Source organism: Lysobacter rhizosphaerae (assembly GCF_054779795.1).
Window position 1 is genome coordinate 377,442 of the sequence record NZ_BAAGXO010000007.1, and the last position, 13,346, is coordinate 390,787.

The 13,346-nt window shown below is 64.9% G+C and carries 14 protein-coding genes and 1 tRNA gene; 5 read left to right on the forward strand and 10 right to left on the reverse strand.

All coding sequences use genetic code 11. The annotated features are described in order from the left end of the window. Positions 1-5: 5 nt before the first annotated feature. The gene (locus ACYVGE_RS10845) at positions 6-2,096 is read right to left on the reverse strand and encodes an ATP-binding protein (RefSeq protein ID WP_460729777.1); all 2,091 of its coding nucleotides are present in this window, start codon (positions 2,094-2,096) and stop codon (positions 6-8) included. A gap of 53 nt (positions 2,097-2,149) precedes the next feature. Here ACYVGE_RS10845 and ACYVGE_RS10850 point away from each other — a divergent pair, with 53 nt between their 5' ends. Continuing rightward, positions 2,150-2,398, forward strand: a complete 249-nt coding sequence (locus ACYVGE_RS10850; RefSeq protein ID WP_460729779.1) for an acyl carrier protein — start codon at positions 2,150-2,152, stop codon at positions 2,396-2,398. 301 nt (positions 2,399-2,699) lie between these two features. Here the strand turns inward: ACYVGE_RS10850 and ACYVGE_RS10855 are convergent, their stop codons facing one another. The 8 genes from ACYVGE_RS10855 to dtd all read right to left on the reverse strand — a co-directional run bounded on the left by ACYVGE_RS10855 (position 2,700) and on the right by dtd (position 8,402). Continuing rightward, positions 2,700-2,909: a hypothetical protein gene (locus tag ACYVGE_RS10855; protein WP_460729780.1), complete on the reverse strand. Its 210-nt coding sequence runs from the start codon at positions 2,907-2,909 to the stop codon at positions 2,700-2,702. Next, positions 2,906-3,313, reverse strand: a complete 408-nt coding sequence (locus ACYVGE_RS10860; RefSeq protein WP_460729782.1) for a DUF5681 domain-containing protein — start codon at positions 3,311-3,313, stop codon at positions 2,906-2,908. Before ACYVGE_RS10860 ends, ACYVGE_RS10855 begins: the two co-directional genes overlap by 4 nt. Positions 3,314-3,391: 78 nt before the next feature. After that, complete coding sequence (locus tag ACYVGE_RS10865; RefSeq protein ID WP_460729784.1) at positions 3,392-4,180, reverse strand: hypothetical protein; 789 nt, start codon at positions 4,178-4,180, stop codon at positions 3,392-3,394. A gap of 447 nt (positions 4,181-4,627) precedes the next feature. After that, a tRNA-Ile gene (locus ACYVGE_RS10870) sits at positions 4,628-4,703 on the reverse strand. A gap of 181 nt (positions 4,704-4,884) precedes the next feature. Continuing rightward, positions 4,885-5,265: an EF-hand domain-containing protein gene (locus ACYVGE_RS10875; RefSeq protein ID WP_460729786.1), complete on the reverse strand. Its 381-nt coding sequence runs from the start codon at positions 5,263-5,265 to the stop codon at positions 4,885-4,887. Between the two features lie 15 nt (positions 5,266-5,280). After that, positions 5,281-5,751 carry an RT0821/Lpp0805 family surface protein gene (locus tag ACYVGE_RS10880; RefSeq protein WP_460729788.1) on the reverse strand — a complete coding sequence of 157 codons (471 nt, stop codon included), beginning with the start codon at positions 5,749-5,751 and terminating at the stop codon, positions 5,281-5,283. Positions 5,752-5,943: 192 nt separating this feature from the next. Beyond that, positions 5,944-7,803: an RNA polymerase sigma factor RpoD gene (gene rpoD, locus ACYVGE_RS10885; protein WP_460729790.1), complete on the reverse strand. Its 1,860-nt coding sequence runs from the start codon at positions 7,801-7,803 to the stop codon at positions 5,944-5,946. Between the two features lie 158 nt (positions 7,804-7,961). Continuing rightward, positions 7,962-8,402, reverse strand: a complete 441-nt coding sequence (gene dtd / locus ACYVGE_RS10890; protein WP_460729792.1) for a D-aminoacyl-tRNA deacylase — start codon at positions 8,400-8,402, stop codon at positions 7,962-7,964. 117 nt (positions 8,403-8,519) lie between these two features. On the opposite strand from dtd, the gene ACYVGE_RS10895 reads away from it, so the two are divergent. Genes ACYVGE_RS10895 through ACYVGE_RS10905 form a run of 3 tightly spaced genes read left to right on the forward strand, consistent with a single transcriptional unit; the run spans position 8,520 to position 11,473 of the window. After that, entirely contained in the window at positions 8,520-9,449 is a 930-nt protein-coding gene (locus ACYVGE_RS10895; protein ID WP_460729794.1) for a lauroyl acyltransferase, read from the forward strand. 2 nt (positions 9,450-9,451) lie between these two features. Then, positions 9,452-9,970, forward strand: a complete 519-nt coding sequence (locus tag ACYVGE_RS10900) for a PH domain-containing protein (protein ID WP_460729796.1) — start codon at positions 9,452-9,454, stop codon at positions 9,968-9,970. Between the two features lie 30 nt (positions 9,971-10,000). Next, positions 10,001-11,473: a PH domain-containing protein gene (locus ACYVGE_RS10905; RefSeq protein WP_460729798.1), complete on the forward strand. Its 1,473-nt coding sequence runs from the start codon at positions 10,001-10,003 to the stop codon at positions 11,471-11,473. Positions 11,474-11,480: 7 nt separating this feature from the next. Here ACYVGE_RS10905 and ACYVGE_RS10910 read toward each other — a convergent pair whose 3' ends face one another. Then, positions 11,481-12,533: a CDP-glycerol glycerophosphotransferase family protein gene (locus tag ACYVGE_RS10910; RefSeq protein WP_460730563.1), complete on the reverse strand. Its 1,053-nt coding sequence runs from the start codon at positions 12,531-12,533 to the stop codon at positions 11,481-11,483. Positions 12,534-12,558: 25 nt separating this feature from the next. Between ACYVGE_RS10910 and ACYVGE_RS10915 the strand changes: the two genes are divergently transcribed. After that, positions 12,559-13,317 (forward strand): glycosyltransferase family 2 protein, encoded by a 759-nt coding sequence (locus ACYVGE_RS10915; RefSeq protein WP_460729800.1) that lies wholly within the window; start codon positions 12,559-12,561, stop codon positions 13,315-13,317. Positions 13,318-13,346 lie beyond the last annotated feature (29 nt).

A 13,346-nucleotide genomic window follows, 5' to 3' on the forward strand; every position in this document is an offset into this window, starting at 1 on the left:
GGGCTTCAGGCGGTAAGACTCGCGTCGGCGAAGGGAGCGCGCAGCTCTTCAAGTGCGGCTAGCGTTGCCTCGCCCGTACTGGCGAGGTCAGCGCGCAGCTTTTCATTGGACGAGTTGAGCTGACTGCCGGTCAGGGACATCAGGCGCTCGCACTGGGCGCCCAGCCTCACCGCACCGATGTTGAGCCCCACGCCTCTCAGCGCATGAGCCAGGTGATGCACCGAGCGGAGATCTTTGCCGGCAGTCGCCAGCGACAGCTGCTGCAACAGAGCGTTGATGTCCGAAATGCCGTCGCCGATGATGGAATGGATGAACTTCGGATCGTCCTTGATCTCGCGCAGGGTCTCCAGGATGGCGACGTCCACGTGCTCGACGGGGACTGCCGCGAGTTTGACGGATGCGCGTTCGAACCCGACATCCAGCCGCGCGGCCTCCACGCCTGCTTCGGCGGGAAATACGGACACCAGGGCGCCGCGCAGCTTTTCGAACGTAAGCGGCTTGTAGATCACGCCCGAAGCGCCGGCCTTGTTCAACTTGGAGGCGGTGGCGCTTGACGTATCGGCGGTGACGAAAAAAGTGGGCGCCGGATTGATGCGGCCAAAGCAGTACGTCTGGAAGACGGTCAAACCGTCCAGGTCGTCCATGTTGAAGTCCAGCATGACGACGTCGAACGGAGCGGAGGCAAGCTGCTGCAGCGCCTCGTTGCCACCGTGAGCCACGGAGACGACATGGCCATCCTTCGCCAGCATCTTCTGCAGCAATTCCAGATTCAGTGCATTGTCGTCGGCAACGAGAATGCGCTTGGGCGAGAGTACCGGCGCAAAGGACTGCTCCGATGCGGGCGCCACCGCTTGGGCGATGGGCAACTCCACCTCGAACCAGAACACGGTCCCCTTGCCGACGGAACTGGACAACTGCAGCTCTCCGCCCATGCGGCGCACATACTCTCGTGCGATCGTCGTGCCCAGCCCCGTGCCGCGGTATTGCCGCCGGTCGCCGGTTTCAACGCGATAGAACGGCTCGAACAGTTTGCCCTGGTGTTCCGGCGCAATGCCTATTCCCGTATCGGTCACGCCGAACCACAATGCATAGCTTCGGTCGTCGGAAGCCGTCAGTTTGATCTCGAGCGTCACGCTGCCCTCATGCGTGAACTTGACGGCGTTGCCGGCAAGGTTCATCAGCACACTCGTCAGGTCGCGGGGTTGCCCCAGAACGGGCCGGTCGATGCGTTCGTCCACGACAACGTTGAACTTGATTTCCTTTGCCGCGGCGCTTTCCCCCAATGCCGTGAGCACATGGCCGGTAATGGCAGTCACCTCGAACGGCACAGGCGGGCCCGCAGCGGGCTGCACTCCCTGCTTGGAAAGATCGAGGAGCTGGCTGATCTCGGTATCGAGGGATCCGGAGAGCTGCAGGATGGATTGCACGAGCTTGGCCTCGGAAGCCGCGACGTGCCCTTCCAGAAGCTGGGCGGCCGACACGATGCCGGTCAGGGGAGTCCGAAGCTCGTGACTGACGTTGGCCAGGAGTTGCGTCTTCGCCTTGCTTTCGTGCTCAGCAAGGGCTTTGGCGTCGCGCAGGTCGCGCATCAGAGAGCCGGCATACATCGGAACGGCAACCAGCAGGATCAGATGCGATAGCCCGAAGAACGGGTGGTTGTTCCAGAACGGCGACACGATCAGGACCCAGGCGAATCCGAGGATCGATACGCCCTGGCACACGCGCATGATGTTCGGACCGATCCGGAAGCCGAATCCAAGGATCGTGAAGAGATAGAACCCCATGACCAGGATGGCCGACTCGCCCTCGGCGAACAACCAGGCAGAGAGGATCACCGGATCGAGGATGGCGGTGCCGATGGCGATGTCCCGCCATGAAAGCGGACCGGGGTGCCGCGATACGAAGAAAGTGACGAAGGCGTAGAGGATGTAGGCCGTCACCACGCCCACCCCGGTCGTCGACGCATGCGCGCCGCCGGGTTGCGACCAGACGTTGATCAGAATCGCGATGAGGGCGACCGGAACGCCGAGCTTGACCCTGATCCCCGACTGGATCAGTACGCTCTTGTGAATCTGTTCCGGGCTGACCTCGTCCATCCGTTTCAGGTCCCTATTGCTTGTACGATGTGGGTGCAACGGAGGCGCCTTACATGGAACGCGAAGATATCTTCGAAAGTCTGAAAGAACTGGTGGCCGAGCGGTTCGACCTCGACGGCAACGACCTGACCCTCACGACCACGCAGTCCGACCTGGGTATCGATTCGATACTGATGGTAGACCTGATGATGGATGTAGAAGAGCGCTTGGGCGTCACGTTCAAAGACCTGAACCTCGTGAAGAATCCGACCCTCGGCGATATCGTAAACCTCGTCGAAGCGAACATGGGCGCCAAGTCCTAGCTGACCAATCGGGCTGACTTTGGGGGCAACCGAGAAGGGTGCGGCCTGCTGAGGGGACGTTCTTGATCAGCGGCCCCGGCGGATGCGGACATAACGAGGGGTCGAGCACGCTGGCCACCGTCATCGCCAGCATGAGCATCAGTGCCGACAGGTGGACGCGGCCGGCACCATCGCGACGCCGAGACGCCGAGACGCCGAGACGCCGAGACGCCAATACCTAACACTGATTTTTAGCGACTTAGTGGACTTCGTCGGCAACGGCCACGCCCAGATGGATCCTGCCGGAGTGGGTCGGATGGTGCTATTCCCGCCCCAACGGGGAGGCAAGCAATTGACGGCGCGAAGCGGACGGGGCGGGCCCGATGCCCGCGCCGTTGATTTCGCGCAGGATCTTCCTGAGTTCTGCACGCGCAATACGAATCTTGGCGCCGTTTCCTAGGTCAATGTCCACCACCTCCTCGCTGGGTCCGATTTCGGCCTCAAGGCGTTCGATGCGGGTTTTTAGGCTCATGGGGTTGTTTCCTTTTTCTGTTCCAGTGCCTGGACCCGCTTCAGTAGGTCGTCGATTTCAGTGATCTTGGCCACCACGCTGATGGCGTCGAGCAGGCCGCGACCGGCATCTACCGGCACCTGCCCAGCGCCAATAGCCTTTAGAACGGCCTCTGCCTTAGTTGTGAGGCTCACGTTCTCCATGCCCGCTATCAGGATCGGCTGGCTGTGCGGCCGCAGTGGCGGCGCCACACGCTCCAGGATCAACTTGATCGCAAACTTATCCCCAGCTTTGGCCTTGGCGACCAACTGATCGATTAGAGCCGGGAGGTGCGAGGCCAGCGCCTCGCGCCACTCATTGCGACGGTCGACCACGCCTCGGGGGCGGCCCTTCGGATTGCCGCCAGTTTCGGGAAGCTGTCGCATTTCTCTAGTCCTTACCGCTCCAATGTGGGCGGTTTCGGACAAGGAGATTAGGCGCTGGGGCCCAGCGTTAGGTCCACTTTATTCTGCGGAATTATCCGCGAGCGCTTTCAACTCAGCATCGGTGAGCCATGGTTCGGACCTGACATTCTTGCGTCGACTTGGGCTTACGATGCGCGCGATATCCGGATGCTTCGTCCGTAGCGTTTTCAGTTTTAGGTCCGTAAGACTGCCTTCTTGGCTGGCGATTTGTGCACGCGCCATCCCTGCAGAGGAACTACGACGAGCGAGCTCTTCACGCGCCAATGCCGACATAACAGTCATATCATCATCCCTTGGGCGCCCTGGCTGTGCGCACAAATGCAAGCAACCGAAAGCAGAAAGGAGATCATTGCCTGTGACCCCCGCGCCCTTCGCTCTCCTTATCTGAATGAGCTCCCGGAAGAATTTTGCAAGCCACCTTTCTTCTAGCGCCCCCAAATTGAGCTTGTCGAATAGTTTTTCCACTTCCTTCCAGACAACAGAGTCATCGGGCCGTGACTTCTGGGGCCGTCCCTTAGGCCGCGTAATGCCCAGCGCAGATAGCGCAGGGGCAAGGTCTCTCATCGACACTCGGGTTTGATTTTCAGATCGAGTTGCTTCGGCTCGGCCTGAAGCCTGATTCCATATTTGCTCCAGCGCTTCAGTGAACTTCGCACTAAGCACTGAATATGGACATCCTGATCTGCATTGCTCGGCAAGACGAATATTCAAGGCGTCAATCAGCTCCCAGGACGCATCGACATCCCCAGCCTCAGACAGATCGATGGAGGCTTGAATCGAATCTTCCCCCAGCCAGTCAATTTTTGAGTCTTCATTATTTTTAATCATTGCCTTCGAACTCCTAGCTGGCCGCGCCGCTTTTCCGGCCTTTGGCGAAAGCGATCGACACAATCTTCTTACTGGTATCCGTTCGTAGGTTGTCGAGGTAATCCGCCCATGCAAGCATCATCTTGCGGCGTTCAGCTAGATGCACCGGTAGCGGTAGCGCCAGACCTTGGCGCCAGTGGGACGCCCTTCGATAACCAGCCCGTTCGTGTCGGCCGTGGATACGCAACAGCTTTCGGCTTCAGGCTACGGATGCGGGTGTCGGTCAACATGGGTGTGAGTCAGGCAAATGTGAGTCAGAGGGGCGCCGGCCGCTCCTTGACTCACAGGCTGACTCACAATCCGCTGGGCTGTCAATGAACATCCTCGAACAGCGAAAAACAAAAAACCCCGCGTTTTGCGGGGTCTTCTTCTCAGTTGGACGTCACCGAACGGTGCCGAACGCCTTTGTGGTGGGCCCACCAGGACTCGAACCTGGAACCAAAGGATTATGAGTCCTCTGCTCTAACCATTGAGCTATAGGCCCGCTGCAGGACGCAGATGATACGGGCTGGCGTCGCGGTGGAGAAACTCATCGCGCTCGGGGCGGATTGCCGGCGTCCCCTGGAAACGGTATCAGCACAAGGGCCGCCGGCGCGGCGGCACGAGCGTTGGCGAAAACGACGACGGCCGCCGAGGCGGCCGTCGCGGTCCGGAATTCCGGGCACTCATTTCCCGCGCTTGGATTCCTCGCGATCGATCACGCCATCGCCGTTGGCATCCATCACCTTGAAATCGTTGTCACTGAAGGCGGCGATCTCCCCGAGTACGAGGGACTGGTCGTGGTTGGCGTCGATGGTGTCGAACTTGCTCGGGTCGCGGGCAGTGGCGACCTCGGTGCGACTGAGCTTGCCGTCGCGGTCGGCGTCGTAGAGCAGCACCAGCTCCGTGACGAAGCCATCGTATTCGGCCCGGTCGACCTTGCCGTCGTGGTTGGTGTCGGCTTCGTCGAAACGGTCCGGCGCTGGATCGGGAGTGACTTGCGCCATGGCGGATGCCGCCAGCGCGAGCGCGGCCACGGCGAAGGTGATTCGCATGAACTTTTTCATCGTTGCTCGCTCCGGTCAGGACGCATCCCATTGGCCATTGGATTTCTTGCAGGCGGTGCCGCTGGTCTCGTCGACCTGCTCGCCGCCCACGGTCAAGCCGCGACGGAAATCGCGGCATATGCGGCCATCGGACATCTGCTTGGTGTTGAGCGCGACGAAATAGCCGGACTCGTTGGTGCGCGCATCCGTCCACGTCACTTTCTGTCCGGAGGCCGCGTTGTTGAGCGCACGCTGCGCGGCGTCCTTTTCGTACTCGGACTTGGCGTGCTTCTTGAATATGTGGTTGCCGATGAAGCCGCCGGCGACCGCGCCGGCCGCTGTCATCAGCACCTTGCCGGTGCCGCCGCCGAAAGCGCTGCCGACCAGGCCACCGACCACTGCGCCCGCCACGACGGAGCCCGTCTGCTTCTGCGTCGTGCGTGTGCCCGGATCGCTGGCGCACGCCGCCAAGGCGAGCGCAATGCACAAGGCGAGGATTCGTTTCATGGTCGTTTCCCGGGTATACGCCCCGGCCCATCCGGGGTCACTGAGGAGTGAACGCACACTGCCACACGTCTCCGGCCATCCTCCCGCCAATGCGCGTTAACAGCGCGTGAGGAGCACGGTCAGGCTGCGCTCGTCAGAAAAGCGAAGGCCCGCACATGGCGAGCCTTCGGGTGTCGCACTCGGACGCGCAGATCAGTCGATGTCGAGGAAGCTGCGCAACTGTTCGGAACGGCTCGGGTGGCGCAGCTTGCGCAGCGCCTTGGCTTCGATCTGGCGGATGCGCTCGCGGGTGACGTCGAACTGCTTGCCGACTTCTTCCAGCGTGTGGTCGGTGTTCATGTCGATGCCGAAGCGCATGCGCAGCACCTTGGCTTCCCGCGGAGTCAGGCCGGCGAGCACGTCACGCACGGTTTCCGACAGGTTGATGTTGGTGGTCGCATCCACCGGGGACTCCACGTTGGTGTCTTCGATGAAGTCGCCCAGGTGCGAATCCTCGTCGTCGCCGATCGGGGTTTCCATGGAGATCGGTTCCTTCGCGATCTTCATGACCTTGCGGATCTTGTCTTCCGGCATGTCCATTTCCTTGGCCAGCTCCTCCGGCGTGGCCTCGCGGCCGTACTGCTGAAGCATCTGGCGGGAAATGCGGTTGAGCTTGTTGATCGTCTCGATCATGTGCACCGGGATGCGGATGGTGCGCGCCTGGTCGGCGATCGAGCGGGTGATGGCCTGGCGGATCCACCAGGTCGCATAGGTCGAGAACTTGTAGCCGCGACGGTATTCGAACTTGTCGACCGCCTTCATCAGGCCGATGTTGCCTTCCTGGATCAGGTCGAGGAACTGCAGGCCGCGGTTGGTGTACTTCTTGGCGATCGAGATCACCAGGCGCAGATTGGCCTCGACCATTTCCTTCTTCGCCTTGCGCGCCTTGGCTTCGCCATAGGCCATCGCACGGCTGATTTCCTTCATGTCCGCCAGGGTCAGGAAGTTGACCTGCTCGATGGCGATGGTCGCTTCCTGCTCGGAAATGATCTGGTCCTTGACGTCGCGCAGGCCCGACGACCACTTCTGCTTGCGCTTGAGCACGTCGTCGACCCAACCGAGGTTGGTCTGGTTGCCTTCCCAGGCGCGGATGAAATCCTTGCGCGGCATGCGGGCGACGCGCGTGGACAGGTCGAGGATGCGGCGCTCGTGTTCCTTGATCTTGTTCTGCACGTCGCGCAGGTTCCGGACCAGCGTGTCGGTCAGGCCAAGCGGCAGCTTGAGGGTGACGAAGACTTCCGCCATTTCCTCGCGCGCCTTGAGCACGCTCTTGTGGCTCGGGCCGTGCTTGGCATAGGCCTTCTCGAAGCGGCCATAGGCCTCGGCGATCTTGCCCATGCGATCGGCGACTTCGACCGGATCCGGGCCGGTCGGGCCCTCTTCCGCGGCTTCTTCGTCGGCACCGGCGACTTCGACTTCTTCATCTTCCTCGTCGGCGTCGACTTCAGCGGCCACGACCGGCACGGGCTCGGGTTCGGGCTCGGCGTCGAGGAAACCGACCACGATTTCGGCCAGGCGCTTCTTGCCGGTTTTGTGGGTCTCGTAGTCGGCGAGGATGTGGGCGATCGTGGCCGGGAACGAAGCCAGCGCGGCCTGCATCTGGTTCAGGCCTTCCTCGATGCGCTTGGCGATGGCGATTTCGCCTTCGCGCGTCAGCAGCTCGACGGTGCCCATCTCGCGCATGTACATGCGCACCGGGTCGGTGGTGCGGCCACCTTCGCCATCGAGCGCGGTCAGCGCCGCGGCGGCTTCTTCGGCAGCGGTTTCATCGACCTCGCGACCACCGCCGGCGGCTTCGCCGGCGAGCAGCAGGGTTTCGGCATCAGGCGCAACTTCATGCACCTCGATGCCCATGCCGTTGATCATGCCGATGATGTCTTCGATCTGCTCCGCATCGACGAGATCGTCGGGCAGGTGATCGTTGACTTCGGCGTAGGTCAGGTAGCCCTGTTCCAGGCCCTTGCTGATGAGCTGCTTGATGTCGGACTGAGGCGCCGGACGTTCGTTGGCCATGGAGTGGACACCGGGAGGGGTACTAAGGGAACCAAGCATTATACCAGCGGAAGCGGGTACTGCCCGGTCATAAGCGCCTGGTCCCTGCAAGTCGCCGCGCGCCGTCCGGCTCGCAGCATCAGGGGTAGCGGCGGTGCTCCGGACCCATCGGCTTCGGCTTACGCCTTGAGCAGGAAAGTCACGGGGCCGTCGTTGACCAGGCTGATCACCATATGGGCGCCGAACCGCCCGGTTTCCACCCCGGACGCGTGCTTTTGCCGACACGTTGACAGCAGCCGGTTGAACACGGGTTCAGCCAGCCCGGGCTCCGCCGCGGTGGAGAAGCCCGGACGCATGCCGCTGGCGGTATCGGCGGCGAGGGTGAACTGGCTGACCAGCAGCAGGCCGCCACCGGTCTGTGCCAGGCCGAGGTTCATCCGCCCCTCGGCGTCGGCGAAGACGCGGTAGCCGAGCAGGCGGTCGGCCATGCGCGCGACCTGCGCGTCGCCGTCGCCAGGCTCGACCCCCACCAGGGCCAGCAGGCCAGGACCGATGGCGCCGACGATTTCGCCGTCGACGGTGACACGGGCTTCGGTGACGCGCTGGATCAGGGCAAGCATGGGCGGCGATCGCGAATGGGATCCGGGAATCGTACGGGCTAAGCGCTGGCTTCCCGAATGCAGCGTGGTGGGATCGCCGCGAGTGGATCGCAAGGGTCGGCGGCTACACTGAATGCGATGCCCGACTTCCTCGCCCGCTTCCTCTACTTCTGCGCCGCCCTCCTCGCCCGCCTGCCCTGGCCCTGGCTGATGCGCCTGGGCGACGGCGTCGCGACGCTCATGCTGCGCCGGGATTCGCGCGAGGCGCGGGTGGCACGCCGCAACCTCGAACTCATCGAGCCGGGCCTGCTTCCGGCGCAACGCGAGGAACTGCAGCAGCGCATCGTGCGCACCACCGCACGCCAGGCGATCGAGACGCTGCGGTTCTGGACGCGGCCGCACACCGAGAATCTCGGGCTGATCCGGGAGCACCACGGCATCGAACAGTTCAATGCGGCGATCAATGCCGGCCGCGGCGTGATCGTCGCCGCGCCGCATTACGGCAACTGGGAACTGCTGAACCAGTGGCTCGCCTCCCACACGCCGCTCGCGATCCTGTACGCACCGCCGGAATCGGAGATCGGAGACGCCTTCCTGCGCCGCGTCCGCGCCGACGACGCCAACGCGCACCGCGTGACGCAGGTGCGCGCGGAAGGTCCGGGCGTGCGCCAGCTGTTCAAGATCCTCAAGGACGGCGGCGTGGTCGGCATCCTGCCCGACCAGCAGCCCAAGCAGGGCGACGGCGAGTTCGCCCCGTTCTTCGACGTGCCCGCGCTGACGATGACGCTGCTGGGACGCTTGGCAAATCGCACGGGCGCCGCGGTGATGTTCGCCTACTGCGAGCGCATCGACGGCGGCCGCGAGGGTCGCCCCGCGTTTGCCCTGCATATCGATGCCGCGCCGGAAGCCGTTGCCGACGCCGACCCTGTGCTCGCGGTGACCGCGCTCAACAGCGCACTCGAACGCATTGCGCGGCGCGATCCGAGCCAGTACCAATGGACCTACAAGCGCTACACGCTGCGGCCGTCCGGGCGCGGTGAGGACAATCCGTACCGCGGAATCCGATGACCATGGAAGCAGCCCCGATGGAGCTCGACACCGCCACCCGGGACAACACGGATTGGCAGCCACTGCCCGCGCGTGCACGCCTGCTGTTTGCCGTTTCGCGCACCGGCGTGGCGCTGCCGGTGGCGGTGGCCGGATTCGTCGTGTTCCGCCTGGTGGGGCTGCCGGCCATCGCCGGCGGGATCGCCGCCGCGGTAATGGCGGGCGCGCTCGCGCTATGGCTGGGCGTCCGCCAGTTCCGCCACGTCGCATGGCGGCTCGATTCGACGGGCCTTGCGATACGGCGCGGCCGCCTGTTCCAGCGCGAGACCCGCGTGCCGGCTACCCGCGTGCAACACCTCGACCTCAAGCGCGGGCCGTGGCAGCGCAGGCGCCGGCTCGCCACGCTCGTGGTCCACACCGCGGGCACGCGACACAGCGCGGTGACGCTGGCGCACCTGGACGAAGCCGATGCCGAACGCCTGCGCGACACCCTCGGCCGGCAGATCGACCGCGACGACGACGACGGCCCGCAGGGCGCCTGAATTCCGCCAACGCGGCCCATGACCGTGCCCATGACCGACGTCGCCCACGCCAGCCATCGCCTGCACCCGATGTCCTGGCTGTTCGCGTTGCTGCAGCAGCTCAGGCAATTCGTCGTGCCACTGGTCGCGGCATTCTTCTTCGGCGGGGACCGCAATGAACTGTGGCCGCTGATCGGCGTCGGCGTGCTCGCCCTGGTATCGGTGTGGCGATACTTCACGTATCGCTATGGCTTCAGCGACGAGGCGCTGATCGTGCGCAGCGGTGTGCTCGAACGCAGCGTACGGGTCATTCCGTTCGCGCGCATCCACAACGTCGCCCTGCAGCAGTCGCTGCTGCACCGCATGTTCGGTGTCGCCGAGGTGCGGCTGGAATCCGCGGGTGGGCAGAAGCCGGAAGCGGAAATGCGCGTGCTCAAGCTGGCCGATGCACTGGCGCTGGAGACCCTCGTGCGCCGGCGCGGTGTCCATGCCGGGCCGGCCACCCAGGCGCCTGCAACGGCCGCGCCGCTGCTTGCGCTGCCGCCTGGCGAAGTCATCCGCCTCGGCATGATCTCGAACCGTGGCCTGATCGTCGTCGGCGCCGCGATCGGCGGCCTCTCGCAATACAGCCCGCGGATGCTGCCCAACCTGCTGGAGCGTTGGGGCCAGTGGCTCCTGGGCTGGGCTTCGCAAAATGGCATGCAGGGATCCGTGCACGTCGCCGTGGCCGGCATCAGCCTCGCCCTGGTCGCGATCGTGCTGCTGCGCCTGTTCTCGATCCTGCTCGCGCTGTTGCAATACCACGGCTTCACCCTGAGCGAGAGCGGCCGCCGCCTCACGGTGGAACGCGGCCTGCTTGCACGCTGGCGCACCAGCGCCTCGCGTCGGCGCATCCAGGCATGGACGTTGCGCGAGAACGTCATGCACCGCCTGCTCGGCCCCCGCAGCCTCGACATCGATACGGCCGTGGCCGAACAGCACAACCAGCAGCGCGCGCTGCGCGAACTCGCGCCGGTGGCGACGCCGGCCGCATGCGACTCGCTCATCGAACACCTGCTGCCGCATTCGGCGTGGACGCGGCTCGAATGGCGGCCGCAGCCGCGCAACGCGTGGTGGCGGCTCGCGCTTCCCGGCCTGCCCATCGCGTTGCTGTTGATGGCGCTGGCCGCGTGGGGCCTGGGATGGTGGGGATTGCTGGCCCTGCTGTGGCTGCCCTGGTCCGGGTATGTCGCCCGCCGGCATGTCCGCGCCGCCGGCTACGCCGTCAACGACGAGCTGGTTGCCGTGCGCGAAGGCTGGTGGAGCCGCCACTGGCGCTTCGCCGAACTCGACAAACTGCAGGCGCTGCAGCTCACGCGCAATCCCCTCGACCGGCGCTGCGGCACGGCCACGCTGTGGCTGGACACGGCCGGTGCGGGCACGACGTCTCCGCCGCTGCGCATCCGGTTCCTGCCGGACGCCGAAGCGCGCGCACTGTGCGAGCAGCTGTCACGCACCCTGGCGCAACGTCCGCTGCGCTGGTAACGACGGTTCAGCGTCCCCAGTACCCCAGCTCGCGACGGATCTGCAGACGGCGCCACACAGACGACAGCGGCTTGTTTCGCAGCGTGCCCAGTTGCCCTGCCAGCAGCGCGTCGGTCGCGGCGATCACCCGCTCCGACGAGCGACCGTCGCGCCAGGGGTGGATCGCATCGGCGTAGTCAGCCAATGCCGCCTGCAGGCGCGCATCCGGGGCGAAGGCCTGCGCGAGCATCTCCGGCAAGCGCGAAGGCTCGGCGAAGTCGAGCATGTGCGGTTTCGGTGCGCGGTTGCGGAAGGTCACCACGGGTTTGCGTTGCACGACGAACTCCGACACCACCGACGTCGTGTCCGCCAGCAGCACGTCGGCGGCGCGCTCCGCGGCGACCAGCTGCTCGGTTTCGATGAAGGCCGCGTTCGCGCCGGCGAGAGCGCGATAGCGCGCGAACAGTTCCGGCGGGCACTTCGGATGCAGGGTCAGCAGCCAATAGCGATCGCCGCGTGCGACCTCGGCCGCGATCGCGTCGAGCAGGTGCGGCGCGGCGCTGAGCCGTTCGGTGAACGTGGAGGCGAACATCACCAGCGGACGCCCACCCGCCAGCGCGCGCAGGGCCGCCGCACTTCCGTCATCGTCGCGGAACAGCGGATCGAGCTTGGGCCAGCCGGTTTCGACGACCGCGAAATGCCGTTCGCGCGCGGCCAGCGCGCTGAACGGTCCGGTCGTCGCCGGTCCCTGCGTGCAGTACAGGTCGAACAGACCGCGCACGCGGAAGTGGCCGCGCTCGTCGGAACGCTTCTCCACATTGAACCCATGGAAGAGCTGTACCTTGGCGCCATCCACGAACGTCGGCACCCAGTTGGCGGCGCTGAACACCGCCCGCGGCCTGAGCGCGACGGCTTCCCGCATTCCCACCATCCGCACCGGTGCCGGCAGCGTCGACCCGGCGGCGCCGTCCACGAACCACGCGTGCACGCCGTGCCCCAAGGCTTGCAGCGCATCCGCCAGCGGCTGCAGGATGGGCAGTGCATAGCGCTCGGTCGCGAACAACAGGTAATCCGCCATCACTACTTCCCAGACCCGTTCGGCGCGCGTGCCGATTTCCGCGTGCATTATCACGTTCAACGAGGCCGACCGCATTGGCGACTGCCTCGCCTCGCTCGCGTTCTGCGATGAGGTCGTGGTGGTCGACTCGCATTCGACCGATGCCACGCGCGCGATCGCCGAGTCGCTGGGTGCACGCGTGATTGCGCGGCCGTTCGATGGTTTCCGCAGCCAGAAACAGTTCGCGATCGAACAGGCCACCCACGACTGGGTCCTGTGCCTGGACGCCGACGAGCGCGTCAGCCCGGAGTTGCGTGCGGCGATCGAGGCGGAACGCGAGCGCGGCTTCACCACCGCGGCCGGCTACCGTTTCGCCCGGCTGAGCGAGTATTTCGGCAAGTTCCTGCGCCACGGCAACGCCTATCCGGACCGCGTCCTGCGCCTGTTCGACCGCCGCCGCGGCGGCTGGCGCGGCACGCGCGAAGTGCATGAGGCGGCGAGCGTGGAAGGCGAAGTCCGCACGCTCAGGGGCGACCTGATCCATTACCCCTATCGCTCACTCGAGCAGCAACTGGCGAAGACGCAGCGCTACGCGAGGATGATGGCCGAGCACGACTTCGCCCGTGGCAAGCGCGCCACGCTGGGCAAGCTGGTACTCGCGCCGGCGTGGCGGTTCTGGCGCGGCTACGTGCTGCGCGGCGGTTTCCTCGACGGCTGGCACGGGCTGGTCTACGCCTATGTACGCGCCAACTACGTGCGGCAGAAGACCGTCATGCTGTGGCTGCTGCAGAACGGCCGGCCGCTGTAGCGCGCAGCTTGCGGCGCGGCACGGTCGCC

Bases quoted from the DNA above. Each gene is read 5' to 3' on its own strand.
- ACYVGE_RS10900 (WP_460729796.1), top strand. From the start codon at position 9,452: ATGGAAGCAGCCCCGATGGAGCTCGACACCGCCACCCGGGACAACACG.
- ACYVGE_RS10895 (WP_460729794.1), top strand. From the start codon at position 8,520: ATGCCCGACTTCCTCGCCCGCTTCCTCTACTTCTGCGCCGCCCTCCTC.
- ACYVGE_RS10845 (WP_460729777.1), bottom strand. From the start codon at position 2,096: ATGGACGAGGTCAGCCCGGAACAGATTCACAAGAGCGTACTGATCCAG.
- ACYVGE_RS10875 (WP_460729786.1), bottom strand. From the start codon at position 5,265: ATGAAAAAGTTCATGCGAATCACCTTCGCCGTGGCCGCGCTCGCGCTG.
- ACYVGE_RS10905 (WP_460729798.1), top strand. From the start codon at position 10,001: ATGACCGACGTCGCCCACGCCAGCCATCGCCTGCACCCGATGTCCTGG.
- ACYVGE_RS10855 (WP_460729780.1), bottom strand. From the start codon at position 2,909: ATGAGCCTAAAAACCCGCATCGAACGCCTTGAGGCCGAAATCGGACCC.
- dtd (WP_460729792.1), bottom strand. From the start codon at position 8,402: ATGCTTGCCCTGATCCAGCGCGTCACCGAAGCCCGTGTCACCGTCGAC.
- ACYVGE_RS10880 (WP_460729788.1), bottom strand. From the start codon at position 5,751: ATGAAACGAATCCTCGCCTTGTGCATTGCGCTCGCCTTGGCGGCGTGC.
- ACYVGE_RS10860 (WP_460729782.1), bottom strand. From the start codon at position 3,313: ATGCGACAGCTTCCCGAAACTGGCGGCAATCCGAAGGGCCGCCCCCGA.
- ACYVGE_RS10865 (WP_460729784.1), bottom strand. From the start codon at position 4,180: ATGATTAAAAATAATGAAGACTCAAAAATTGACTGGCTGGGGGAAGAT.
- ACYVGE_RS10850 (WP_460729779.1), top strand. From the start codon at position 2,150: ATGGAACGCGAAGATATCTTCGAAAGTCTGAAAGAACTGGTGGCCGAG.
- rpoD (WP_460729790.1), bottom strand. From the start codon at position 7,803: ATGGCCAACGAACGTCCGGCGCCTCAGTCCGACATCAAGCAGCTCATC.